Origin of the sequence: Haloterrigena salifodinae (assembly GCF_003977755.1) — an archaeon.
In the GTDB taxonomy this organism is placed as follows: domain Archaea; phylum Halobacteriota; class Halobacteria; order Halobacteriales; family Natrialbaceae; genus Haloterrigena; species Haloterrigena salifodinae.
Map to the genome: position 1 here is coordinate 1,329,951 of NZ_RQWN01000001.1, position 23,277 is coordinate 1,353,227.

A 23,277-nucleotide genomic window follows, 5' to 3' on the forward strand; every position below is an offset into this window, starting at 1 on the left:
CCGGACGCTTGGTCGTGAGCACCTACCTCGTCTCCGCCGTCGCTCCTCGACGGACGGCGTTCACCGCCGCGCCCAGCAGTATTACGATGCCGCCGAAGTAGAGCCACGTGACGAACAGCAGGACGGCGCCGATCACGCCGTAAGCTGCATACCGGCCGGCGTTGGCCGCGTAGATCCGGAACCCGATCTGCAGGAGTACCCAGCCAATCGCGGCGATGATCGTGCCCGGGAGCACTTCCGATATCGAGACACTCGCCGGCGGAAGAACGTAGTATATCGGCAGAAACGCGATCGTCAGGACGACGATCAACACGAGCGTTCCGATCACGTTGGCGAACGGGATTTGCAGGCTGAGTATTGAGAGCGCAACGCCGACGGCGACGACGAGCGCGACGGAGAGTGCGATCCCGACGAGGACGACGATGGCGTCCCGGATCTGGCCCAGGAGCGACGCGTCGACCGCGCCCGCGTACACCTCGTCGAACGCCTGATCGAGACCGCGAAAGAGCTTCAGGGCGCTCCACGCCAGCGCGAGGAACCCGACTATTGACGCGGCCGCCCGGCCGGACGGGTTGGTCAGCGCCTGCGACACCATCTGCTGTCCCGAAGACGACAGTTGCTGACTGAGCATGCTGGCCACGCGATCGGCCAGCGCCTGTCCTCCGACGAACGAGGCGACCGTCACGGCGAGCAATAACAACGGTATCGTCGAGACGAACGCGTAGTAGGCGATCCCCGCGGCCAGAAACGTGAGATTCCGATCCCTCGCGAGAGCGACGACGGAGCCGACGGTCGACATAGCGGTCGTACGACGGCCGCCCAGTTGAACCCGCTCGTGGCAGTCGCAACCGTCTCGGTTCGTTTCCCTCTTGACGACGATGAACGCTCCCTCGGTTTCGTCCGGTTCTGACAGCGTTATGTGTCCGACACCGGTACATGCATTCGGTATGAAAGCGATCGAAGTCACCGAGTACGGCGACAGCGACGCGCTCGAGGTCGTCGACGCAGACCTGCCGGAGCCGAACGCGGACGAGGTCCGCATCGAGGTCGAGGCAGCGGGGATCAACTTCGCGGACATCATGCAGCGCCGCGGGGTCTATCCGGACGGTCCCGACGCGCCCTACGTCCCGGGGATGGAGGCCGCGGGGACGGTCGACGCGGTCGGCGAGGGCGTCGACGATGTCTCCGAGGGTGACCGCGTCGTCGCGATGCTCGACACCGGCGGCTACGCGGAGTACGCGACCGCCAACGCCGCGATGCTCTTCCCCGTTCCCGAGGGGACGAGTTTCGAGGAGGCCGCCGGCTTCCCCGTCCAGTTTCTCACCGCCCACTGCTGTCTGTTCGAGTGGGGCGGCCTCGAGGAGGACGAGACGGTCCTGATCCAGGCCGCCGCAGGCGGGGTCGGGACGGCCGCCGTACAACTCGCCTCGAACCACGGCGCGGAGGTCTTCGGAACCGCGAGTACCCAGGAGAAACTGGATCTCGCCGCCGACTTGGGCTGTGACCACCCGATCAACTACACGGAGACGGACTTCCGCGACGTCGTCGACAACGAAACGGACGGCGAGGGGGTCGACCTCGTCCTCGAGAGCGTCGGCGACGACGTCTTCGAGCGCAGCCTCGACGCGATGGCCCACTTCGGCCGGATGGTCACCTTCGGCGTCGCCAGCGGCGTCCCCGCAGAGGTCCAGAACCGACGCCTCCTCTTCGAGAACAAGACGGTCAAAGGATTCCACCTCGGTCAGGCCTCCGTTCACGACCCAAGTAAGGTCATGGCGGCCGTTCCCGAACTCACCGAGGGGTTGACCAGCGGCGACCTCGAGGTGATCCTCGGCGAGTCGTTCGCGCTCGAGGACGCCGCCGAGGCCCACCAGTACATCGAGGACCGCAAGAGTTCCGGGAAAGTCGTGCTGAAGCCGTAAACGCCGATCGGACGGCGGTGAAGCGCTGACTACCCCGAGTCATTCGAGTCTTCTCCGTCGTCGGTTTCGTCGTCCGTATTATCCTCATCGTCTGTACTGTCTCCATCGTCCGTGCCGTCTCCATCGTCCGTTTCGGACGTTCCGTCATCGTCAGATGATCCGTCTCCATCATCCGTTTCGGACGTCCCGTCATCGCCAGACGATCCGTCTCCATCACCCGTCTCCTCGTCCGATGATCCGCCGTCGTCCGTGGGCTCCGCGTCAGTGTCATCGCTCGTCTCGCCGTCGCCCCCGTCGTCTTCCGAACTGCTCCCGCCATCACCGTCGCTCCCGTCGTCGTCTTCCGAACCGCTCCCGCCATCGCCGTCGCCCTCTTCAGCGTTCGTCTCTTCGCCACCGTCTTCGTCCGAATCGTCCTCGCTGGTATCGTTCTCGTCTTCGTCCGCACTGCTATCGTCCTCCTCACCGTCGTCTCCCTCTTCGTCCGCTTCGCCGTCGTCCTCATCCGATCCGTCGTCAGTGTTGTCTTCATCCGCTCCGCCGTCGCTCTCCGATTCGTTCGTTTCGTCGGAGCCGTCGTCCTCGTCCGCGCCGTCGGAGCCGTCCGTCTCTCCGCCGTCATCGCTCCCGTCGGACCCGTCATCGCCCCCGTCGTCCGTCGCCTCGTTCGCGTTGCTTCTATCAGCTGACTGTACCGATTCGGTCTCTCGGAAGATTCCGTCCTCGGTACTCTCCTCGCTGTCCTCGTGGGTCTCGCCCAGACAGCCCGCGAGTGCGCCCACGGTGCCGACAACCGCTGCGACGAACGTCCGCCGAGGAGTCGTCTCGGTCATACTCTCGGGTCGACCGTCCACGAGCGGATAGAAGAGTAATCACGCAGTACTCAAGTCGGGGTCCGTATCGTCCGGAGTGGTTACAGCCCACCTACGGAGGAAGCACAGTTTTCTGAGAAAGACTGGTTCGGCATCATTTCGAGGGTAGAATCGGTTGGAGCGACGATCGACCGGCCACGGACGCCGGCCGTCGAGTTACGGATTTCAGTCGTCGGAATTCGCCTCGAGATCGACGTCCCACTCGAGGTCGTGATCGACGAAGTCGGCTTCGTCGAGCGGCGTGCCGCCCTCGAACCGGAACTCGCCGGCGACCGTCCGCCCCTCGAGGACGCCCGGCAGCCAGAGGTGGTCGTCGTCCCACATCCGGTCGTAGGGCACCTCGTCGACGGGAATCCACTCCGGCCGGGCCTCCTCGCTGGCGGTCGGCTCGCCGGCGAACGATCGCGTCCGATAGACGTGGCAGAACGTATGTTCTGTCCCGTCGAGCACGAACTCGAGTTCGCCCGCCTTCTCGAGGGCCGCGGGATCGACCTCGAGGCCGACCTCCTCGCGGGTCTCGCGGACCGCACACTCGCGGGGCGTCTCGCCGGCCTCGAGTTTGCCGCCGGGGCCGTTGTACCAGCCTGCGCCGAGCCCCCGACGTTTCTCGATCAGGAGCACCTCGTCGGTCGCGGTCGGTTCGCCGTCGCCCGTCGCACCGCCGTCGACCTCGCGGCTCCGCAGCGGAAAACACAGCGTCGTCTCGGTCATACGCCATCGTTCGACCCGGTCGGGATAAAGCGCCCGCACTCGAGCGAACGGGCCCGCTGTCCGATGCTCCGCCCATTGGCGGACGCATACTATGTCACGCGCCCACATTCATCCGTTGTCATCTTCCCGGGAATCCTCGCCGCCTTCGACAGCCGTTAGAGTGTCTCCCCCCCGAGCATCTGTATGGAGTATCTAGTGTGGGTTCTCGTCGCGCTCTTGGCGTACTCCGCGGTCGCGCCGCTGACGAGTTACGTCACGGAGGACGTCCCGGCGGCGCCGGGGCTGTTCCTCGCGACGCTCGTCTTCCTCGCGATCGCGACCGTCGTGATGGTCGCCACGGGCACCGCCGACCCGTCTCTCGCGACCTCGTCCGGCGCGGGCTACGTCTACGCCGGCGGCGTCTTCCTGACGGTCGGCATCCTAGCGTACACGGCCGCGCTCGAGGCCGGCCCGGTGAGCGTCGTCGTCCCGATTTACGGACTCTTTATCGTCGGCAGTTCGGTCATTGGCATCCTGTTTCTCGACGAAACGCTGACGCTGACTCGAGCGGCCGGCATCGGCTGCGCGGTCCTCGCGATCGTCTGTAGCGCGGGTGGTGAGCAGTGAAGCGCAACCACCTCGTCCTGTCCCTGCTGGCGTTCGCGACGTACAGTCTGGTCGCGCCCCTGCTGAAGATCGCGATGGAGTCGATCCCGAGCACGACCGCGGTCTTCCTGTCGAACGGGCTCATGACCGTGCTGATCGGCGCGCTGATGGCCTACCGCGGGACATCTCCGTGGCAGTATCTCTCACACCCGAAAGCGCCCTACATCGCGGTCTGGGGCGCGTTCCTCGCTGTCGGCCTGCTGGCCTACTACCGGGCGCTCGCGCTCGGTCCGGTGAGCGTCGTCGTCCCGATCTACGGCCTGTTCATCGCGATCAGTTCCGTCATCGGGATCGTCGTCCTCGAGGAGTCCCTGACGATCAGGAAGGGGCTGGGGATCGCCTTCGCCGTGCTCGCGGTCGTCCTCATGTCGCTGTGACCGCGGTGTGAGTCGGCACCGGCTGCCATTCTCGTCGCTCAGTGCGAGTCGATCGTCGCCGAATTTGAGATTCTCATCGGGATCCATCGCCCTCCGCAGTCAGTCGTCGCTCGAGGTCTCGAGGTCGTCCGGCCCGCAGCCGAGCGATCGGTGGGGACAGTTCCGGCAGTGGTCGCCCGGCGTCGTCTCCTCGAAGGAGGGATCGTCGACCGCCGCGAGCCGCTCGCGGACGGCCGGCCACGGGGGCAGCTCGTCCGCGTCGAGCAGGTCGACGCGCGGTCCGACGGCCTCGCTCACGTAGACGTAGCCGACCGCCGACACCGGCTCGTCGAATCGCTGCTCGCAGGCGCGGGCGTACAGCGCCAGTTGCGTGGCGTCGGCCGGCGCGATCCGCTCGGCCGTCGCCTTGTAGTCGAGCACCGTCAGCTCGCCGTCGGGCGTCCGCCGGATCGAGTCGATATAGCCCACGACGTCGCCGGTCACGTCGGCGACCGCCTCGAGCGAGAAGGGGAGTTCCGCGGCCACCGGCTCCCAGTCGGCGACCGGCGCGTCGTAGTCGGCCGCGTCGGCCTCGAAGAACCGATCGATACAGCCCAGGACGCCCTCGCGGTACTCGAGTAAGTCCCGCGCGGTGAGTTGGCGGACGGCAGCCTCGCGCCACGCCTCGCGGGTCCGGTACTCGCGGTAGAACGCCTCCTCCGCGACGTCGTGGAAGACGGTGCCGACGAGCCGGGAGCCGGACTCAAGCGGTCGGTCCGCCGCCGCGTCCGGCTCCGGTCGCGCTGTCGTTTCGCCGACGCCCGTCGTCGGATCGTCGAACGCCCGCACGACGTGATCGAGGTAGTGTTTGCGCGGACAAGTATCGTGAGTCTCGAGAGCAGTGTAGCTGTGGCGGAGCGTGACCGGCAGCGTCGTCGCGTTCGAGAGCGTCTCGACGGGGAAGCGGACGGTGTCGGTCGTCAGCGCGGAGAGCCGGCGGCCGGTCGGGACCTGCCGGCTCGGATCCGCCTCGCCGTTCGGGCCGGTCTCGTTGGCCATACCGAGTCCACCGCTCCCGCCGGTCTCGAGTCCGTGACTCGCCGCGTCGGCGGCCGGCAACAGCGTCTCTCCGCGGAGCAGTCGCCCCAGTCGGTGGACCGTCCGAATCGCGTCCCGCGTCTCGAGGGGTTCGACGTACCGGTCGTCGTAGCCGGCGTAGTAGGTGATCGTCCCCGGATCGACGCTGGCCGCGGCCGCGAGTTCGTCGGTTCGGTCAACGACGGTCTCGGGGTAGGTCTCTCGCACCCGCTCGAAGCTCGCGCGCAGCGACGACCACAGTTCCATCCGCTCGCCGGCGACCGACCACTCGATGTCGTCGGAGAGACAGGCGTCGGCGGTCGCACAGCCGAGTTCGTCCTCGTCGCCGTCGTAGTCGTACTCGCTCCCGAAGACGAACAGGTGGTTCTCGGCCCGGGTGAGCGCGACGTGGAGCACGCGCCACTCCTCGCCGACGGTTTCGGTCGCGAGGTCGGCCAGCAACGGCGACTCGATCTCGTCGTCGAGCGTCGCCGCGAGCAGCCGGTAGCGCGCTCGTTGCGCGTAGTCGCGCTCGACGCACCACTCCTCGTCGGAGAGGTAGGGGACGAGGACGGTGTCGAACTCGAGGCCCTTCGCCTGGTGGACGGTCATCACGTCGACCGAATCCGAGGACTGGGTGCCACGCGTTCGCTCGCCGCCCCCGCCCTGAAGGGTTCGCTCGAGCGCGTCGACGAACGACGACGTCAGCGTCCCGATCACCGAGTCCCCGGTGTAGGCGTCGACGAACCGCTCGATCCGCTCGAGTTCCTCGCGCTCCTCGCCGGTGAGGAACCACTCGAGGCGGGTCACCTCGCGGAACCGCTGGACGAACCCCGACAGCGGGTAGACGTCACGCACGTCCTCGAGTTCCGCGAGGTGGTCGCGTGCCCGTCGGATGCGATCGGGGTCCTCGAGCGCCGTGGACTCGACTTCCTCGGCCGAACCGATTCTCATCACGGCGTCGTACAGTGAGCCGTCCGCGCGCTGCAGCGTCGCGAGGTCAGCCTCGGAGAGCCGGTACCGGTAGAGCAGCACGCGCCGGAGGTGCGCGTCGGCGTCGGGATCGACGAGGACCCGGAGATACGAAATGAGCGTCCGAATCCCGGGGTCGATCTCGCCCCGCGGCGAGCCGGAGATCTCATAGGGGATCCGTCGCTCTCGAAGCTCGTCGGCGACGGCCTGCGCGTGGCGATTCGTGCGGACGATGACCGCGATGTCCTCGAGCGAGCGCCGGGGAACGTTTTCGGATTCGCCGTTCAGAAGCCTCGAGACGGTGGTCGCGACCTGATCCGCCGGCGACGGGCCGAGCTCATCGCTCTCGATCTTGACGACGCGATCCGGTCGGTCTTCGTCCGGTTCAGTACCCGTTTCGTGACCTGCCGTCGGGTCGCTCTCCGTTCGGTACTCACCAGGAGTCCGCCCGACCTCGCGGAGCCGTTTCGAGGACTGGGGCCCATAGTCGCAGCGGTTGGTGAGATCGAGGATTTCCTGGCGCGACCGGAAGTTGAGCTCGAGTTCGATCCCCCGGTGGTCGTCGTAGGCGTCGGCGAGCCGGTCGAGTCCCTCCCGGTCGGTCCCGCGCCAGCCGTAGATCGCCTGATCCTTGTCGCCGATCGCGAGCAGGTCTGGTCGGTCCGGCCCGTCCGTGAGTTCGGTAATGAGTCCGAACTGGGTCTCGTCGGTGTCCTGGAACTCGTCGCAGTAGACCTGCGTCCACTCGCCGGTGATCTCGTCGGCGATCGCCGGGTCGTCCAGCAGTCCGGTAGCTGTCCGAACCAGTTCGTCGAAGTCCAGTGCGCCCTCCTCCTCGAGGGCGTCGTGGTAGTCGGCGTAGACCTCGGCGTAGTGGCGGGCCAGCCGCAGGAACTCGACGTAGTGTTTCAGCCGGCCGAACGGGCTCTGCTCGACGCGCTCGGTCGCGGTCCGCCAGATCTCGTTGCCAAACAGCGCCCGCGGCAGCTGTTTGGTCGTCCGATCCTCGAGCGAGAGCGCTTCGATCGTGTTCGTCACCGAGTCCTGCACGACCCGGAGGTAGCGATCGATATCGCGAACGACGGCGTCCTCGCGGAACGGCTCCGGCGCTTCGGCGATCTTCTCGCGGCAGTACTCCAGCAGCTTGCCGTACTCGACCAACGACGCGGCGGCTGTCTCGAGGTGATCGTCGGCGTTGAAGTACCGCAGCGCCTCGTTGTCGAAGGAAAGATCCTGGCCGGCGGTCCGCTCGAGCCAGAGAACGAACTCGTTGCAGAGTTCGAGGGTGCGGACCTCGGGGAGCCGCTCTCGGAGCTCGTCGGGCGTGACGTCCTCCTGGCTCATCGACTGGATGAAGTCGTCGACGGCGGCGGTGAGGTCGTCGGGCGAGCCGTCGCCCCGCGTGGCGGTCGCGAACCCATAGTCGTTGCTCGCGAGCAGTCGGCCGACGATCCGGCGTCGCTTGCGCTCGGTGACGACGTCGAACTCCGGCGAGTAGCCCAGATAGTAGGCGTACTCTCGGACCAGCCGGTAACAGAAGGAGTGGTAGGTGTAGACGTCGATCGCCGATGCGGCCGCGGGATCGAGGCGCTCGGCGACCGCCTCGCGGATGCTCCCGGCGGCCTCGTTGGCGAAGGTCAGCACCAGCACGTCGTCGGGGTCGACCTCGTCGCGTTCGATCGCCCGCTCGATCCGCATGAGCATCGTCGTCGTCTTTCCGGTTCCGGCGCCGGCGTCGACGGAGGTGCAGTCCGCCCGGCTCTCGATGACCTCCCGCTGGTTGCCCCTCGGCTCAAGGGCGTCCAGAGCGTCGAAGACGGTCGCATCCACGTGCTCGCCAGCATCCGAACGCGGTCCGCGCGCGTCGTCCTCAGCCATCGAACCGCACCTCCGCGGCGATGTAGTCCTGACAGCAGACCGTGTAGTCGCAGTCGGGACAGGCCTCGCTCGAGATCTCGTCCCAGCGACCGGTGTCGGTCGGGTCGAACGCGCCCGCGACGAGGTCGGCGACGACGCGCGCGAGGCGATCGTCGACCGTCTGATTGCGGTGTTCGTGGGTCATGCCGTAGGTGTGGTGGTCGATGTAGCGGTCGGTCAGATCCATCGTCTCGAGGCTCGTTTCGACGGTTTCTCGGACCCAGTTGACGGCGGTACGTGAGCGGTCCGCCAGTGGGATCTGGACGTACCGGCAGGTTCGGTCCTCGAGGCCGAGCCGGGCACAGCGGTTCCGGAGGCCGTCGAGGACCGTCGCAGTTTCGAAGAGCGCGCCAACGAACGACGGCTCGAAGGCGTCCGCGTCGGGTTCGAAGTGGTCCGTGAACTGGCCGGAGATATCGCCCTCCCACTCGGAGCGGTAGCGAAGCAGTCCCAGCGGCGCCAGCGTCGGGACGAAGCGAACGCCGACGACCGACGAGCCGTCCGCGTAAACGTAGTCGACGGTCGCGTCGACCGCGACGCTGTCGGGGATCGCTCCCGTATCGGCGGCTCCATCACTGTCCCCATCCCGTTCGGGCAGCGATATCGTACTCGAGAGCGGCAGGTTCGGGCCGATAAGTTCCCCGCCCCCCGCGTCGGACGCGAGCGCCTCGATGCCAGCGGCGTGCTCGGCGCCGACCGCCTCGACGTAGGCCTCAAGGGTCGCCTCGAGGACCCGCCGTTCGTGTCGGCGCTGGGCCAGCGAGTGAAACCGCTCGTCGTGGTCGTCCCAGAGCGCCTCGAGCCGGTTTCGGGCGGCCTCGAGTAGGGACTCGCGGTCGGCCTCGCCGCGTCGCAGCGCGTCGCAGATCGCGGTCCGCAGGAGGTCGACGCGGTCGTCGATCGACGACTCGTCGCCGTCGCCCTCAACCTCGAGATCGTACGCGTGGGCGAACTCGTACCGTCGGGGACAGTGGAGGTAGGTCGCGACGGCGTCGGTTGAGAGCGCGTCGGGAACGGGGTTCGGATCCGATTCTGAGTCCGGGTCCGCGTTCGGCCGGGCGCCGTCAGTCATCGCGGATCACCTCGCCCGCGGCGAACTCGAACTGCGAGCGGACCGCCTCGGCGAGTTCGTCGTCGACGTCTCCCTCGGCGAGGACGACCGCGATCTCCTCGAAGAGTTCCTCGGTCGCGCCGAGGTCGGCCTCGCCGCCGGTACTCGCTTCCCGGAGGATGCGCTCGAGTTCGCCCCGCGGCTGGGCCAGCAACGCCTCGAGGGCGTTGGACTCGCCGTGGATCGCCGCGTCCGTGTCGGCGTCGACGGCCCGGAGCTCGAGCCCGGGCGTCGCCTCGAGTTCCTGCAAGTAGCGCGACTCGTCGTAGGTCCGCCGCAGGCCGCCGGCGCCGCGTTCGTACGAACAGCAGTAGAGGCGGCTCCGCGCGGCACGGGCCCCGAGCGCGAGGCGCCGCCGGGAACGCTGGGCGTGGTAGGTCTCAAACGGATCGCCGACGCCGTCGGCGTCGACGGTCGCGAACGTCGACGTCACGTCCTCGACGCTGGGGTCCGTAACGGCCGGGTAGCTGTCCATCTCGCGGAGCCACGCCGTCGGGAACAGTTGGGTAAGAAACTGCTCGCCGGGGTAGGTGTCGTCGATCAGGTCCAGCAGGAAGACGGCCTCCCGCGAGTCGTACTTGAGGTCGTCGACGGCGCAGACCGTCACGCCGCCGGTCGGCGGCTGGGTCTCGACCGCGTGGACGTACGGCGCGTCGTACTGGATCGTCCGTCGGAGCATCCGTCGCAGCCCGCCCCAGTCCGGGCCTACGAGGTCGGTCTCCTCGACGAACCGGGCGATCTCGAGGACCCGACGCACTCCCGCGTTCCCCTCGCGGGCGTCGATCCAGTCCTCCTCGCGGGCGATCCGCCCCTTCAGATCCGTCCGGCGGATCCACCGCTCGAGCGACCGCGAGACGCTCGCGCCGGCGCAGTCGGCCAGCAGGGCGGGCGAGAAGTCGTCGACGCGGGCCCGGAGCCGCTCGAGGGCGACCGTCTCCGGATCGTCCGCGTCACGGTCCGGAGAGCTGCGGTCGCCGGCGAACGCGGCGTCGATCCAGCCGTCGCCGTCGCGTTCGCGCGCACACTGCAGCGTCACGAACGCGTAGAGTTCGTTGACGGCTGGATCCTCAGCGAGCGACGGCGTGCCGATCGTCGCCGTCGGGATCCCGGCCTCGCGGAGCTGCGTTCTGGTTTCGGGAACCCGCTCGATCCGGGGGACGGCGACGGCGACGGCGTCGTAGCTCCAGCCGTTCCGATCCCGGAGCGCCTGGATCTCGGTGGCGACGGACCGGATCTGTTCCCTGGCGGTCCGGGTGCGGATTCGGCGGGCGTACCCGGTGGTTGATCGGCCGGTCGTCGGCGACAGCCCATCGATCGTCCGGGATGCCTCGTCGGTCGTCTGCGGTGCACCGCCGGCCGTCCGCGGCGTTTCGCCTGTCGCCAGCAATCGCGTTACGGAGCGGTGCGGTGACGCCGCGGTCTCGCTTCCGTTCTCGTCCGATTCGAGGACCTCGATTTCCAGCCCGTCGCCGACGCAGTCCTCGATCGAGCCAGACTCGACGCGGGTGCGTTCGACGCTGGCGTGGCGCTCGCCGAGACAGACAAGGTCCGCGTCGGCGGTCAGCGCCGCGAGGTAGCGCCGGTCGAGCCGACGGTACTCCTCGAACTCGACGGCGAGGACGGCGTCGATCGACTCGCCGATCCGCGTCCGCAGATCGTCCGTATTCGCCTCGAGCGCGTCGACGGTTCGGGGGATCACGTCCGCCCGTTCGACGTAGCCCCGGTCCTCGAGTTCGGCGTGGAACCGGTCGTTCATCGCGTACAGGAAGGCCAGACAGTCGTGGGGGTCCTCGCTCTCGACGTCCGCCAGGCGAAACCGCTGGCGCGTCGCCTCGAGCAGCAGTTGCCCGACGTCGCGGGCGAAGCTCTCGTGGGCGGCGGCGCGCTCGAGGTACGGCGGCACCTCGCGGCTGGCGCCGTCGATCACCAGCGAGATGAGCTCGATGCGCTCCTCGTACTCGAGCCGGTCGAGCGTCGGGTCCAGCGCCTCGAGGACCTTTGAGGCGTGCTCGGGCAGCGACTCGACGCGCGGGGACTGGGGCGTCCCGTCCGTCGTTCCGGTGTCAGCCAGCGCGTCGGCGAGGCGCTCGAGGCCGGCGGGATGGCGTTTCAACACCAGCACGTTCCGCGGGCCGTACTCGGCCGCGAAGGCAGCGTACTCGCCGGCGATCCAGTCGAAAAGCTCGTCGCTGGGGGCCGGTTCGGCGCGGAGTTTGCAGGTCCCCTGGAGGGATGCCGGTGACGGAGCCATCGATCGGTCTGTCACCCAGTATAGCCGAGTTCGCACTTAAACCTGCGCCGCGGACTGAACGTGGTTTTCGCAACTCGGCGTGTCGGTAGGCTGATCGATCGGCAGTCTCGCGCGTCCCGATCGACCCGTCGACCATCGGCGAACGACTCGACTTCGACAATTCTTATAGTGTATAAAGAATACAGATGTGTATGGAGGATATTTTCGTCGGACGGGTCATGTCCTCGTCGCTTCACACGGTGACGCGGGAGACGCTCGTCGAGGAAACCGCGCAACTGATGCTGGAGAACGAGATCGGCTCGGTCGTCGTCACCGACGATGACAACCGACTGGAGGGGATCCTGACGACGACGGACTTCGTTCGCATCGTCGCCGAACGGAAACCGAAAGACCAGACGCCGGTCTCGAAGTACATGACCGAGGATATCGTGACGGTCTCGGCTCAGGATAGCATCCGCGACGCCGCGGACGTCATGATCGAGCACGGGTTCCACCACCTCCCCGTCGTCGACGACGAAGTGGGCGTGATCGGGATGGTCACGACGTCCGATCTGACGTCGTACCTCTCGCGCGAGGAGACGCCGAGCCCCGAGTAGTTCTTTTCGCCGCCGGTCGGCGTTCAGTCGCGGTGTCCGCTCTCGGGCCATCGGGCTCGTTTACCTGATTGACGGGAGAATCGCTCTCGTGGCCGTCAGAGCGGCGATGACGAGTTCCTGTGCCCCGTTCGCCGGGATCCGATCGATAGCGCGGCGCCAACGGTAACGGCGTCAGCGCTCCGGATCGCCGTTTCCGTCCGGCATCCAGCGGATCGTCTCGTCGAGGCGATCCCGGAGCCGTCGGGCCTCCGCCGGCGTCAGTTCGACGTCTGCGTGACCCGTGCCGTGATCGCCCGCCATCGCGTCGATGCTCACGACGATCCGGTCCCCGTTTTCCGACTCCGGTCGGACGGAGACGTCGGCCCGGTCCGGATAGTCCCGCGGCGGCCCGATCTCGAGGTCGGTCTCGCCGCGGGTGACGCCCACGCGGACGCGCTCGGTGAGTTCCAGATCGATCGCGTCCGTCGGATCCTCCTCGATCGGCTCCGGTTCCCGCTCGTCGGCTCCGTCGTGAGTGGTGTCCTCACCCATGGGTAGTCGTTCGGTCGCATCCGCCTTGGGTGTACGCCCGGACCCCATCGTTCGAGAACCGACGATGGAGAATACGGTACGTCGAACTGCGGTGTATCAGTGTGTTCTGCACTCGCGTCCGCTCGAAACGGGCGACGGCCGTCGTCGCGTCACCTCTCATTCGACCTCGATTCGGTGGCCGTCGTCGCCGTCCTCGGCGATCGGCATGCGGACCTCGAGGACGCCGTTGTGGTAGGTCGCCGTGATCTCGTCGGCGACGATTTCCGTCGGGACGGGGACGTGGCGGCCGACCCGGCGCGACCGGACGGAGCGAGCGGTGTCGGTGCCCGACTCGACGTCGGTCCGGGCGTCGATCGTCAGGCGACCGTCCGCGTAGCTGAGGCCAATGTCCGTCTTCTCGAAGCCCGGCAGGTCCATCACGAAGACGTAGGCGTCGCCCTCGTCCTCGAGGGTCGCCGCATCACCCATCGCGGCGCCGGTCTGCCCTCCGAAGCCGCCGAAGACGGGCCACTGCGGGCCGGATACGTGGCGTCCGGATTCGAGGGAGCCGTCGTCGGATTCGGGAGTACGGCGGTCGGTTCCGGGGGCGTGTCGATCCGAATCAGGACCGGTGCGACCGGACTCGAGGGTCCCGCCGAAGCCGGGCGACGCGAACTCGTGCATCCAGGTCGTGCGGAGCTGGTCGAACGCGCGGTCCATCTCGCGAAACATGCGGTTCATCTCGTCGAAGGATGCCATCGATAATCGACGCCCTATAGGACACGATTAATAATAAGGATTTCTGGACACGTGATAGCACGCGTCTACAGCGCGGGATCGCTCGAATCGGGACCGACGCACTGCTGGCGCTCCTCGAGTTTGGCGCAGGCCTCCCGAAAGAGGCCGTCGAGGATCTCGGGCGTGGTGGGGTGGTAGGCCCGGTTGGGAACCTCGCGGACGTCCAGTCCCATTTCGACGACGACCTGCATCGTCTTCGCCATCACGTCGGCGTGCAGGTGGATCCCCTGATAGCCGAGGACGGCCCCGCTGTCGGCGTCGATCACCAGCGTCGCCCGCCCCTCTGGGTGGTCTTTCGTCTTGAAGACGCCGTCCGACGACGCCTCGCGGGTAACGACGAACGCGTCCATGCCGGAGTCGGCAGCCGTCGCCGGCGTGTGTCCCACCCTGCCGACAGGATAGACGCCTAGCCCCGCGAAGATCACGTGGTGGGGGACGTTCGCGTAAGGTTCGAGGTCGTCGCCGCGAGCGTGGTGGACGATGTTCGCCCCGGCCGCGAAGCCCTGCTCCTTGGCGACGTGGAGGATCGGCTCGCGACCGTTCGCGTCGCCGATGACGAAGACGCGCTCGTCGTCGGTGGCCTGCATCTTCGACCCGACCCAGCCCGATTCCGGCTCGAGTCGCGTCTGCTCGAGGCCCAGCCCCTCGAGGTTCGGGTTGCGACCGGTGAAACAGTAGAGTTCGTCGGCCTCGACGGTCAATTCCTCGCCGCCGTCTCCCGTCCCACCGTCGCCCGCTCGCTCGGCGAACAGGCGAACGCCGCCGTCGTCGGTCGGCTCGAGGCGCCGCTCGTCCGTCGCGGTCAACACCTCGATCCCGAACTGGTCGCGGTAGATCTCGAGGAGAGTGTCGCCGTAGGCGTCCGGAAACGCGTCGAGGGGCCGTTCGTCGTGCTCGACGACGGTGAGGTCGACGTCGCCGACCTCGCTCAGGTAGGGCCCGAGCTCGAGGCTGATGTAGCCGTTGCCCAGCACGATCCCGGAGTCCGGAAACGCGGTCGCGTCGAGGACGTCCGCGCTCGTCCGCACCGGTACGTCGTCGATGCCGGGCAGATCTGGGATGTTCGGTACGGAGCCCGTCGCGACCACGACGTAGTCGGGTTCGATCCGACGGTCGCCGACCGCGAGGACGCGGTCGTCGACGAACCGCGCCGTCTCGCGGAGCAACTCGACGCCCTCGTGCTCAGCCAGGTCGTGGACGCGATCGCGGCGGTGTTCGGCGAATCCCGAAACGTGGTCGTCCTTCCGGGCGACGACCGCCTCGGGATCGACGTCGGGAACGCCCTCGAGTCGGTCGTCGTGGCGCGCCTGGTAGCGGTGCTGGCCGGCCGAGAGGACGTCCTTGCTCGGCATGCAGCCCCGCAGAATGCAGAGGCCGCCGCCGGGGTCGCCGTCGTCGATCAGCGTCAGTTCGAGGTCGGAGAGCTCCCCGCGGCGCTCGAGGAGTTCGTCGGCGACGGCGACCCCCGCGCTGCCGTACGCGCCGACGATCGCGACGTGTACCATAGCCGGTGTACGCCGGCGCGACAAAAAGGCGTTCCTCAGGAGGTAGGTGAGCGAAAGCGTTCGATACACTGAAAACGCGGTGCGGGGCGGACGGCGGAGACGTTAGCTGTGGACGCGAGCGCCGACGCCGATCAGCGCGGCGACCAGCGCCGTGCCGGCGCCGAAGCCAGGGAGGCTGTCGTCGTCGCCGCTCTCGACGTCGTCCGCGTTCTGGATCGCCACGTCCCGCTCCGAAAAGTGGTCGATCGCGACGAGCACGTCGGCGGCCGCCTCGGCGTTGCCCGAGGAGGTCACCATGTAGCGGGGCTCTTCGCCGATCCCGCCTTCCAGTTCGCTGTACGAGGAGGCCTCCGCGGCGGCCTCGCCGTCGACGGTCACCGCGAGGTCCTCGGCGCTCCCGACGGTCTCGAGGGCGGCCTCGGAGACGGAGACGATCACGATCTTCCCCTCGCTCTCGGCGCGTTCGACGGACATCTCGAGGCGCTCTTCGGCCTCGGCGCCGGTTTCGACGGCGGTGTCGTGACCGTAGGTCGCGACGTCGACGACGCGTTCGCCGTCGACCGCGTCGGCGTAGACCTCGACGGTCGCCGTTCCCTCGGCGATCAGTCGTTCCTGTTCCTCGGCGTTCTCGTCGCGCTCGCCGTCCTCGTAGGAGCGGAAGACTAGCGTCGACTCGCTGCCGAGGTCGGCAGTCACGTCGCCGTTGTCGTTGACCGCGACCTCGCCGTCGCCGGCGACGACGAGCGCGCCGGTTCGTTCGTCGGTCTCGACGAGGACGCGGTCGCCCTCGTCGCTGGCCGTCGCGTTGCTCTCCTCGGAGAGGTTCAACGCGACGTACTGGGCGTCCTCGCCCGCGTCGACGGTGAGGATGCCGCGCTCGGTGTCGTGAGCCGACAGCGACGCCGAGCCGTCGGTCGCGACGTCGGCGCGCGTCTCGCTCTGCGCGTCGAGGGAGAGTCCCAGACCGGAGAGATCGACCACGGCCGAGAGCCGGGCGTCGGCGCCGGCCTCGGTCTGGCTCTGGTAATTGCTCTGGCTGGCGACGGTCACGTTCTCGAAGACCGTCTCGTCGTCGACGCGGTAGTCGACGATCGCGTTACTCGAGGTCTCGAACGCGACGTGGGTACCGGCGTACGCCTCGCCGTCGGCCGTCACGTCCTGGGCGGTCATCGCGTGCGATTCGGAGGGCTGTGCTGTGCCCGCAGCGCCGACGACGGCGACCGACAGGGTCGCCATCGTCACGAGGGCTGCGAGTGCAACGGCTGCGATTCGGGGCATTGCACTCCGCCGGGAGACACCGGGGTGTAAAGGCCCTTTTGACAAAGTCGTCCAACTGCAGGATACGACCGCACGATTGTGTACCCATCTAGCTATACGAGTTATTCTCGAAAGATGATGTTTGAGAAAGAGGAACAAACTCGAACGAACCGGTTTGCGAGCTTATTGGCTCGCCTCGCACCGACGGGCGTCACTCAATCCTGCAGTCGGGTGAACAGACCGGCGACGGCGATCGCGGCGACGGCGACGCCGACGCCGAAGCCGGGCATCCCGTCGCCACCGTCTGCACTGGTGTCACTTTCCTCACCGTCGTCGGTTTCGTCGCTGGCGTCGCCGTCCGCACCGCTTTCACTCCCGTCGGTCGTCCCGTTGTTCTCAGTTGCGTCCGTCTCGTCGTCCGTTCCGCTATCGTCGCCGTCCGCCCCGTCCGTCTCGTCGCCATCGTCCGTCCTGTTGGCTCCGTCGTCCGAATCGTCGCCGTCGGCGCCGTCGATCGTCGCCGTGCGCTCCGAGAAGTGGTTGACGGCAATGTAGACCGTCGCTTCGGCCGACGCCTCCGACTGCTGGGCGACCATGTACCGGGACTCGTCGCTCCCGATCGCGCCCTCGAGTTCGCTCTTCGAGGAGACCTCCGTGGCGGCCTCGCCGTCGACCCGGACCTCGAGGTCCTCGAGGTTGCCGACGGCCGCCTCGGAGACGGTGGTCAGCACGACCGTCCCCTCGTGGGTGGCACGGTCGATGGTCACGTTGACCCGATCGCGCGCCTCGGTTTCGACCTCGGCACCGGTTTCCTGCCCGTACGTGACGGCCTCGCCGACCGCCTCGCCGCTCCGGTCTTCGACGTGGACCTCGACGGCGGCGTTCCCGTCGGCGATCAGCGATTCCTCGTACTCGGCGGTCTCGTCGCGCTCGCCGTCCTCGTACGACCGGAACGTCAGCGTCGCGTTCTCGGCGAGTTCGGCCGTGACGTTGCCGTCGTCGGTGACCGTCACCTCGCCGTCGCCGACGACGAGGAAGGTGCCCTCGTGGTCGCCGGTCTCGACGCGGACGCGGTCGCCCTCTTCTTCGGCACTGGCGTTAGCGGCGAGCTCGGCCCGAACGTACTGACTCTCCGAGCCGCTCTCGACAACGAGCGTCCCGCGTTCGGTGTCGTGGGCCGACAGCGTCGCGCCGCTCTTGGCTCGCACCTCGGCGTTCGTCTCGGATTTGGCGGCCAGCGAGAGCCCGGCGCCCTCGAGGGTCGTCAGCGTCTCGAGGTCGACCTCGGCGCCGAGATCGGCGCCGGCTCCGGCTTCGCTGGTCGACTGGACGGCCACCGAGGAGAACGTCTCGTCGCTGCCGATCCGGTAGTCGGTGACCGCGTCGTCCTCGACGTCGAACGCGACGTGGGTGCCGGCGTACGCCTCGCCGCCGGCCGTCGCCGCGCTCGCCGTCTCGGTTTCGCCGTCGGTGGTCGTACTCGATTCCGCGCCGGTCGACGCGCCCGCGCCGGCTCCGAACGCCGCGCCGACGGCGCTCGTCGCCAGGAGCAGCGTCACGATCACTGCGAATCCACGGTTCATGACGGTCGCAGCTTCCGACCGGGATATAACATAGCTTCTGACAAACCCGTCAAAACGAACGCCGCGAAGAGCCGAAACCGGCACGCCAAGCGTCACGAGAGCCCCCTCGGGTCCAGCTTCGGAGACGCTTGCTCTACCGAGAGAGGTCGGTCCCGCCCGATTTGACGACCGCGTCGACCTCCTCCTTGGAGACGAGCGCGACGTCGCCCGGAATCGTCCGTTTGATCGCCGCCGTCGCCGCGGCGTACTCGAGGGCGGTCGGGACGTCGTCGCCGTGGAGGCGGCGGGCGATGAACGCGCCAGTGAAGGCGTCGCCGGTGCCGATCGACGAGACGGTGTCGGTCTCGTAGGCCTCCTGCTCGTGGACGACGCTGTCGTGCCAGCCGATCGCGCCCTCGGCACCGCGGGTGACGACGACGGTCGTGAAGTCGTACTGGGAGCCCAGCCGGTGGGCCAGTTGGCGCGGATCGCCCTCGATGCCGAGGACGGTCCGGGCGTCTCTGGCGGCGATGACGAGCACGTCGATCCCCGGGAACAGCTGCGTCAGGGTCTCGCGGGCCTCGTCGGGCGACCAGAGCTTGTTTCGGTAGTTGAAATCGAAGGCGGTCGTCGTCCCGCCCTGTCGGGCCGCCTTGAGCATGTTCGCCGTCGTCTCCCGGAGCGTCGGCGAGAGCGCGGGCGTGATCCCGGTCGTGAAGAAGACGCGCGCGTTCTGGATCCGATCGATGTCGAACTCGCGGGCTTTCGCCGTCGAGACGGCGGTGTTCTCCCGATCGTAGATCACGTTCGTTCCGCGGGGCTTGCCCGCCCGCTCGAGGTAGTACGTGCCCTGACGCCCGCGGTGGCTCCAGACGACGTCGGTGTCGATCCCGTGCTGGCGGAGTTCGCCGACAACGCGCTTCCCCAGCGGCGTCTCCGGAACCTTCGAAATCCACGCCGCCGTCGCGCCCAGCCGACTCGCCGCGATCGCGACGTTGCTCTCTGCCCCCGCCGCTCGGACCTCGAACTCGTCGACGTCCTCGAGGCGCTCGTTCTGGGGCGGCGACAGCCGGAGCATCGTCTCCCCGAACGTGACGATATCGCTCACCAATCGGCCCCCCGAACCGAGTTGCCGGTACTGTCTGCGTCGGTCATACCCTGAGCAAGGGACGGCTGCGGTATAAGTTATGGCGGTGAGTTAATCGCTGCGTAAGAGCCGTTGACCGCGGTTTCGGACCTCGAGTCAGGTATCGACGGTCGAGTCGACTGTCACCAGCGCCGGCCGAGCGTCATCGGCCGTGGAAGCGGTCTCGCCGTCGGCGCCGCTCGCCGCGTCGCGCTCGAGGTCGAGGTCGAGGTCGAGATCGGCGCCGAAGGCCTCGAGTAATTCGCGGCTCGTCGCCACGTGGTCCGTGACGGCGGGAATCCGGACGTGACCGCCCGCGAGCGCAAGGAAGACGAGCAACTGATCGGCCATGTGGCGGTCGACAGGTGGCGCCGGCTCGCCTTCGTCCTCGACATCCCATTTCAGGAAACGGTTCGCGGCGTCGGCGGCGTCCTCGCCGACGCGCTCGGCCGGTTTGCCGCGCTCGCCCAGCGCGGTAAAGCCCGCGATCCCCGTCTCGTGATCGACGCGGAGCACGATCGCCGAGCCTGGTGAGGGGCTCTCGACCGTCCGTTCGCAACGGTCGACGACCTCGAGGTCGGCCTCCGCGAGCGCCAGCCGCTCGAGGGCGCCCTCGGCCTGCCGGTGAGCCACGTCCCGATCGGCCAGCGACGCGGACTCGGTCGAGTAGAGTCGGACGCCCTCGAGCGGACCGCGCTCCGCGAGCTCGATCGGCTCGAGCGTCGAGGGCGCGAACTGCAGCGTAGCCCGCCCGCCGCCGTCGGGATAGAACCCCCGCCGATCGACCTCGATCGCGGCGGTGAGCCCGACCCGGCGGAGCAGCGGCAGTTTCACGCGTCGCGCGTAGTCCAGCAGCGGCGACCACTGCACGTCGGTGCCGCCGGTGACCGTCACCGACAGTTGCGACTCGAGCACCGAGGCGAGCGGCAGGAGGGCGTCGAACAGCAGCGTCGCGCTCCCCGCGGTACCGATGTCGACCTCGTAGGTACCGCCCGCGAGCCGGCCGCGTCCGGCGCCGCCCCAGCCGCTGGCGTCCGCGGTCGACTCGAGGTCGGGCTCGAAGTCGATCGTCTCGGCGCCCAGTTCCGCGCCCGAAACGTCGGCGTCGCAGACTGCGGCCATCGTCTCGAGGACCGCCAAGTGCTGGTGGCGCAGTCCCTGCGTGGATCGATTCCCGCGGACGTTCTCGATGCGGATCGGTTCGTTCTCGAGGACCGACAGCGTGAGCGCGGTCCTGACGAACTGGCCACCCGCGTTCGCGCCGTCGAGATCGATCGTCATGGACGGCCGTTCGGCGTCGATCCCCGTACCGTTGCCGATGCCGGTGCCGGCGCTCGGGCGACTCGCCGCGCTCGAGCAGCGTCGGTTACGGTGACCGCGACGGAACGGCGGGCCGATCGGGGCGTCCGATATCGAGCGAGTTAGCCACTGATGCGAGGATACAGAAGCTAACGGCGCCGTTGCAGGCCGTCCCGTTACAACGACCGCTCGCCAACGGCGCCCATGACTGAATTCGGCGATCGACTCGTCATCCTCGTCATCGCGGTGACGGGCGTGCTGGTGTTCGCCCTCGGCTGGGCGGGCGGGCTGGTCGAAGCGGAAGCGTCGTCCGAACTCGCCCTGTTCGCCGGGCTAGCTCTGCTGGCCGGCCTTATCGTGGTCGGGATCTGGAAGGGGTTCGACCGGATCAACAGCCGGCCGGACTGAGTCCGGCCGAGCCCGCGTTCGAGTCCAGAGCGCCGGTCAGAACCGGCGGGCTCACCCCTGGTGTCCCGGGTAATCCCGCTCGAACCGATCCTCGATCTCGCGCTCGTCGAACCGAACGATAACCGGCCGCCCGTGCGGACAGGCGTACGGATTCTCGCAGTCGTCCAAGGCCTCGAGGAGGTCGACCACCGACCCCTCGGTCAGCGACGTGTTCCCCGTAACCGACGGGTAGCAGGCCAGGTCGCCGAGGAACTCGTCGGCCAGCGCGTCGACCGTCTCTGCGCCCGCCTCGCGGTCGCCCTCGACGAACGACGCGAGGACGTCCCGCAGTCGCTCGGGCTCGAGCGTCTCGTCGAAGACGGCGGGGACGGTCGTCACGGCCACCGTCCGGTCGTCGGTCCGGTCGGCGTAGAACCCCAGCCGCGAGAGCGCCTCGCGGTACCCCTCGAAGGCCTCGGCCTCGGCGGCGGTCAACTCGAGTTCCACGGGCTCCGCCAGCGCCTGTGCGGCGGGGTCGTCTGCGAACGCCCGCTGCAGGCGCTCGTAGTTGACCCGCTCGTCGGCGGCGTGCTGGTCGATCAACACGAGCCCGTCGTCGGTCTCGCAGACGAGGTAGGTGTCGTCGAGCTGTCCGAGCACGCGCAGCGCGGGCAGCGAGTCGAACGCGGTCTCGTCGCCAGTCGCCGCCTCGCCGTCGAGGGTCCGCTGTTCGGTGGCCGCGGCGAACTTGCGCTCCGGCTCGCGGCCGGTCCGATCGGGGTCGTCACCCCCGCGATCGGTGCTCGACTCCGCTCGAGACGCTGTCGACTCGGTTTCCGGAGCGCCACTCGAGTCGCTCTCTGCCGGTTCGCTCGAGGGGCGTTTCGCTGACCCGCTCGAGGCGGTTCCCGACGGAGTTTCAGACGTCCCACTCGAGTCGCTGCCGGACGGACCGCTCGAAGCGGTTCCCGACGGGCCGCTCGAGGCGCCGCCGGCCGGTGGCGATCCGGCCGAACCCGTCGTCGAACCGCCGTCGGCGGAGTCGGCGTCGACCGTCGACGGCGACCGCGACGAGGCCGCTGCGGTATCGTCGGCCGTCGGCTTGGACGACGAATCGGATCCCGATTCTGACTCGCCGTCGCCCTCGAGGGCAGCCGGGAGGTCCTCGGCCGTCGGCTCCCCGTCGTTCGTCCCGCGAGCGGCGTCGCCGGGAACGACGCTGGCTTCGCCGGGCGCCGACCGGCCGCGGGGCGCGCGCGAGCGCAGCAGGCCGTGTTCGAGCAGCGCCGACTCGACGGCGGCGTCGACCTGCCGGCGGACGGAATCGTCGTCGTTGAACCGGACCTCCCGCTTCCGGGGGTGGACGTTGACGTCGACGGCCTCGCCGGGCACCTCGAGAAAGAGCGTCACGAACGGGTAGCGATCGCCGCCCAGTTGGGCGCCGTAGGCGCCCATGATCCCCTCGCGGACGGCGTCGGCGGTGACCGCCCGGCCGTTGACGTAGGTCGCGAGATACTCCGGACTCGAGCGGTTGGTCTCGGGATGGGAAACCAGCCCGGAGACCGACTCGAGCGGCCCCGGCGGGAGGTCGTCGCCGTCGGCCTCGACGGGGATCATCGACGAGGCGACTTCGCGGCCGTAGACCGCCATGACGGCGGCCTGGAGGTCGCCCTGTCCCGTCGTCGCGAACACCTCGCGGCCGTCGTGGGTCAGCGAGACCGCGACGTCGGGATTGGCCAGCGCGTAGCGCGTGACGACGCGGTTGACGTGGGCGAACTCCGTCGCGGTCGTCTTGAGGAACTTCCGGCGGGCGGGCGTGTTGTAGAAGAGGTCCTCGACCTCGACGATCGTTCCCTCGGGACAGCCCGTCGGCTCGACGCTGGTCACCTCCCCGCCCTCGTAGACGAGTTCCGTTCCCGCGCCGGATTCGCCGCGCGGGCGCGAGCAGATGGTCACCCGCGAGACTGAGCCGATGGTGTGTAGGGCTTCGCCACGAAAGCCCAGCGTGGCGACGCCCGACTCTAAGTCCTCTAGCCCCTCGATCTTGCTCGTCGTGTGCTCGCGGACGGCCGCGCGGACGTCGACCTCGCCCATGCCGCGGCCGTCGTCGGCGACCCGTATCAGTTCGGTACCGCCCTCCTCGACGGTGACGTCGACGCTGTCGGCGTCCGCGTCGAGGCTATTCTCGACGAGTTCCTTCACCGCGCTGGCGGGGCGTTCGACGACCTCGCCGGCGGCGATGCGGGCGACGGTGTCCTCGTCTAGCTGGCGGATCTCGGTCTCCTGTGGTGGCTCGTCGGTCATGGCTCGATCCCCGCGTACGAACGGTCGTGTGACTCGAGGACAGAGCCTGAACTGCGGTCCTCTGCACGAGTCCGTCTGACGCCGTTCGCTCGGTTCATG

At 68.3% G+C, this 23,277-nt stretch carries 19 protein-coding genes; 5 read left to right on the forward strand and 14 right to left on the reverse strand.

Going from position 1 to position 23,277, the window contains the following annotated elements; genetic code table 11:
- Positions 1 to 22: 22 nt before the first annotated feature.
- Positions 23 to 799 carry a YihY/virulence factor BrkB family protein gene (locus tag EH209_RS06730; RefSeq protein ID WP_126662120.1) on the reverse strand — a complete coding sequence of 259 codons (777 nt, stop codon included), beginning with the start codon at positions 797 to 799 and terminating at the stop codon, positions 23 to 25.
- 148 nt (positions 800 to 947) lie between these two features.
- Here EH209_RS06730 and EH209_RS06735 point away from each other — a divergent pair, with 148 nt between their 5' ends.
- Positions 948 to 1,922, forward strand: coding sequence for a quinone oxidoreductase family protein (locus EH209_RS06735; RefSeq protein ID WP_126662121.1), 975 nt, complete (start codon positions 948 to 950; stop codon positions 1,920 to 1,922).
- A 29-nt stretch (positions 1,923 to 1,951) separates the two neighbouring features.
- Here EH209_RS06735 and EH209_RS06740 read toward each other — a convergent pair whose 3' ends face one another.
- Both EH209_RS06740 and EH209_RS06745 read right to left on the reverse strand, forming a co-directional pair.
- Positions 1,952 to 2,755 (reverse strand): hypothetical protein, encoded by an 804-nt coding sequence (locus EH209_RS06740; protein ID WP_126662122.1) that lies wholly within the window; start codon positions 2,753 to 2,755, stop codon positions 1,952 to 1,954.
- Positions 2,756 to 2,959: 204 nt separating this feature from the next.
- The gene (locus EH209_RS06745; RefSeq protein ID WP_126662123.1) at positions 2,960 to 3,505 is read right to left on the reverse strand and encodes an 8-oxo-dGTP diphosphatase; all 546 of its coding nucleotides are present in this window, start codon (positions 3,503 to 3,505) and stop codon (positions 2,960 to 2,962) included.
- 183 nt (positions 3,506 to 3,688) lie between these two features.
- On the opposite strand from EH209_RS06745, the gene EH209_RS06750 reads away from it, so the two are divergent.
- Both EH209_RS06750 and EH209_RS06755 read left to right on the forward strand, forming a co-directional pair.
- A complete protein-coding gene (locus tag EH209_RS06750) occupies positions 3,689 to 4,111 on the forward strand; it encodes an EamA family transporter (protein WP_008893893.1) in 423 nt (140 codons plus the stop codon).
- Entirely contained in the window at positions 4,108 to 4,527 is a 420-nt protein-coding gene (locus EH209_RS06755; RefSeq protein WP_126662124.1) for an EamA family transporter, read from the forward strand. The genes EH209_RS06750 and EH209_RS06755 overlap by 4 nt, the downstream gene beginning before the upstream one ends.
- 99 nt (positions 4,528 to 4,626) lie before the next feature.
- Here EH209_RS06755 and EH209_RS06760 read toward each other — a convergent pair whose 3' ends face one another.
- The 3 genes from EH209_RS06760 to EH209_RS06770 are packed head-to-tail and all read right to left on the reverse strand — an operon-like array spanning position 4,627 to position 11,834.
- Entirely contained in the window at positions 4,627 to 8,433 is a 3,807-nt protein-coding gene (locus tag EH209_RS06760) for an ATP-dependent DNA helicase (protein ID WP_249038757.1), read from the reverse strand.
- On the reverse strand, positions 8,426 to 9,544 hold the full coding sequence (locus EH209_RS06765; protein WP_126662125.1) for a PD-(D/E)XK nuclease family protein: 1,119 nt from the start codon (positions 9,542 to 9,544) through the stop codon (positions 8,426 to 8,428). Before EH209_RS06765 ends, EH209_RS06760 begins: the two co-directional genes overlap by 8 nt.
- Positions 9,537 to 11,834 (reverse strand): hypothetical protein, encoded by a 2,298-nt coding sequence (locus tag EH209_RS06770; RefSeq protein WP_126662126.1) that lies wholly within the window; start codon positions 11,832 to 11,834, stop codon positions 9,537 to 9,539. Before EH209_RS06770 ends, EH209_RS06765 begins: the two co-directional genes overlap by 8 nt.
- Positions 11,835 to 12,025: 191 nt before the next feature.
- Here EH209_RS06770 and EH209_RS06775 point away from each other — a divergent pair, with 191 nt between their 5' ends.
- Positions 12,026 to 12,430 carry a CBS domain-containing protein gene (locus EH209_RS06775; RefSeq protein WP_126662127.1) on the forward strand — a complete coding sequence of 135 codons (405 nt, stop codon included), beginning with the start codon at positions 12,026 to 12,028 and terminating at the stop codon, positions 12,428 to 12,430.
- 171 nt (positions 12,431 to 12,601) lie between these two features.
- On the opposite strand, the gene EH209_RS06780 is transcribed toward EH209_RS06775, so the two are convergent.
- The 7 genes from EH209_RS06780 to rtcA all read right to left on the reverse strand — a co-directional run bounded on the left by EH209_RS06780 (position 12,602) and on the right by rtcA (position 20,469).
- Positions 12,602 to 12,961 (reverse strand): hypothetical protein, encoded by a 360-nt coding sequence (locus tag EH209_RS06780; RefSeq protein WP_126662128.1) that lies wholly within the window; start codon positions 12,959 to 12,961, stop codon positions 12,602 to 12,604.
- Between the two features lie 156 nt (positions 12,962 to 13,117).
- Entirely contained in the window at positions 13,118 to 13,699 is a 582-nt protein-coding gene (locus EH209_RS06785) for an Hsp20/alpha crystallin family protein (protein ID WP_126662129.1), read from the reverse strand.
- Positions 13,700 to 13,764: 65 nt separating this feature from the next.
- The gene (locus EH209_RS06790; protein WP_126662130.1) at positions 13,765 to 15,243 is read right to left on the reverse strand and encodes a dihydrolipoyl dehydrogenase family protein; all 1,479 of its coding nucleotides are present in this window, start codon (positions 15,241 to 15,243) and stop codon (positions 13,765 to 13,767) included.
- A 102-nt stretch (positions 15,244 to 15,345) separates the two neighbouring features.
- A complete protein-coding gene (locus EH209_RS06795; protein ID WP_126662131.1) occupies positions 15,346 to 16,521 on the reverse strand; it encodes a hypothetical protein in 1,176 nt (391 codons plus the stop codon).
- A 194-nt stretch (positions 16,522 to 16,715) separates the two neighbouring features.
- Complete coding sequence (locus EH209_RS06800; RefSeq protein WP_126662132.1) at positions 16,716 to 18,083, reverse strand: PGF-CTERM sorting domain-containing protein; 1,368 nt, start codon at positions 18,081 to 18,083, stop codon at positions 16,716 to 16,718.
- A gap of 133 nt (positions 18,084 to 18,216) precedes the next feature.
- Positions 18,217 to 19,170 carry a bifunctional 2-dehydro-3-deoxygluconokinase/2-dehydro-3-deoxygalactonokinase gene (kdgK1, locus tag EH209_RS06805; RefSeq protein ID WP_126662133.1) on the reverse strand — a complete coding sequence of 318 codons (954 nt, stop codon included), beginning with the start codon at positions 19,168 to 19,170 and terminating at the stop codon, positions 18,217 to 18,219.
- Between the two features lie 135 nt (positions 19,171 to 19,305).
- Positions 19,306 to 20,469 (reverse strand): RNA 3'-terminal phosphate cyclase, encoded by a 1,164-nt coding sequence (rtcA, locus tag EH209_RS06810; protein ID WP_126662134.1) that lies wholly within the window; start codon positions 20,467 to 20,469, stop codon positions 19,306 to 19,308.
- Between the two features lie 222 nt (positions 20,470 to 20,691).
- Here rtcA and EH209_RS06815 point away from each other — a divergent pair, with 222 nt between their 5' ends.
- A complete protein-coding gene (locus EH209_RS06815) occupies positions 20,692 to 20,895 on the forward strand; it encodes a hypothetical protein (protein WP_126662135.1) in 204 nt (67 codons plus the stop codon).
- A 51-nt stretch (positions 20,896 to 20,946) separates the two neighbouring features.
- Here EH209_RS06815 and mutL read toward each other — a convergent pair whose 3' ends face one another.
- Positions 20,947 to 23,178: a DNA mismatch repair endonuclease MutL gene (mutL, locus tag EH209_RS06820; RefSeq protein WP_126662136.1), complete on the reverse strand. Its 2,232-nt coding sequence runs from the start codon at positions 23,176 to 23,178 to the stop codon at positions 20,947 to 20,949.
- Between the last annotated feature and the right edge of the window lie 99 nt (positions 23,179 to 23,277).

Coding starts and splice junctions, on each gene's coding strand:
- EH209_RS06730 (WP_126662120.1), bottom strand. CDS start 799: ATGTCGACCGTCGGCTCCGTCGTCGCTCTCGCGAGGGATCGGAATCTC.
- EH209_RS06735 (WP_126662121.1), top strand. CDS start 948: ATGAAAGCGATCGAAGTCACCGAGTACGGCGACAGCGACGCGCTCGAG.
- EH209_RS06740 (WP_126662122.1), bottom strand. CDS start 2,755: ATGACCGAGACGACTCCTCGGCGGACGTTCGTCGCAGCGGTTGTCGGC.
- EH209_RS06745 (WP_126662123.1), bottom strand. CDS start 3,505: ATGACCGAGACGACGCTGTGTTTTCCGCTGCGGAGCCGCGAGGTCGAC.
- EH209_RS06750 (WP_008893893.1), top strand. CDS start 3,689: ATGGAGTATCTAGTGTGGGTTCTCGTCGCGCTCTTGGCGTACTCCGCG.
- EH209_RS06760 (WP_249038757.1), bottom strand. CDS start 8,433: ATGGCTGAGGACGACGCGCGCGGACCGCGTTCGGATGCTGGCGAGCAC.
- EH209_RS06765 (WP_126662125.1), bottom strand. CDS start 9,544: ATGACTGACGGCGCCCGGCCGAACGCGGACCCGGACTCAGAATCGGAT.
- EH209_RS06770 (WP_126662126.1), bottom strand. CDS start 11,834: ATGGCTCCGTCACCGGCATCCCTCCAGGGGACCTGCAAACTCCGCGCC.
- EH209_RS06775 (WP_126662127.1), top strand. CDS start 12,026: ATGGAGGATATTTTCGTCGGACGGGTCATGTCCTCGTCGCTTCACACG.
- EH209_RS06780 (WP_126662128.1), bottom strand. CDS start 12,961: ATGGGTGAGGACACCACTCACGACGGAGCCGACGAGCGGGAACCGGAG.
- EH209_RS06785 (WP_126662129.1), bottom strand. CDS start 13,699: ATGGCATCCTTCGACGAGATGAACCGCATGTTTCGCGAGATGGACCGC.
- EH209_RS06790 (WP_126662130.1), bottom strand. CDS start 15,243: ATGGTACACGTCGCGATCGTCGGCGCGTACGGCAGCGCGGGGGTCGCC.
- EH209_RS06795 (WP_126662131.1), bottom strand. CDS start 16,521: ATGCCCCGAATCGCAGCCGTTGCACTCGCAGCCCTCGTGACGATGGCG.
- EH209_RS06800 (WP_126662132.1), bottom strand. CDS start 18,083: ATGAACCGTGGATTCGCAGTGATCGTGACGCTGCTCCTGGCGACGAGC.
- rtcA (WP_126662134.1), bottom strand. CDS start 20,469: ATGACGATCGATCTCGACGGCGCGAACGCGGGTGGCCAGTTCGTCAGG.
- EH209_RS06815 (WP_126662135.1), top strand. CDS start 20,692: ATGACTGAATTCGGCGATCGACTCGTCATCCTCGTCATCGCGGTGACG.
- mutL (WP_126662136.1), bottom strand. CDS start 23,178: ATGACCGACGAGCCACCACAGGAGACCGAGATCCGCCAGCTAGACGAG.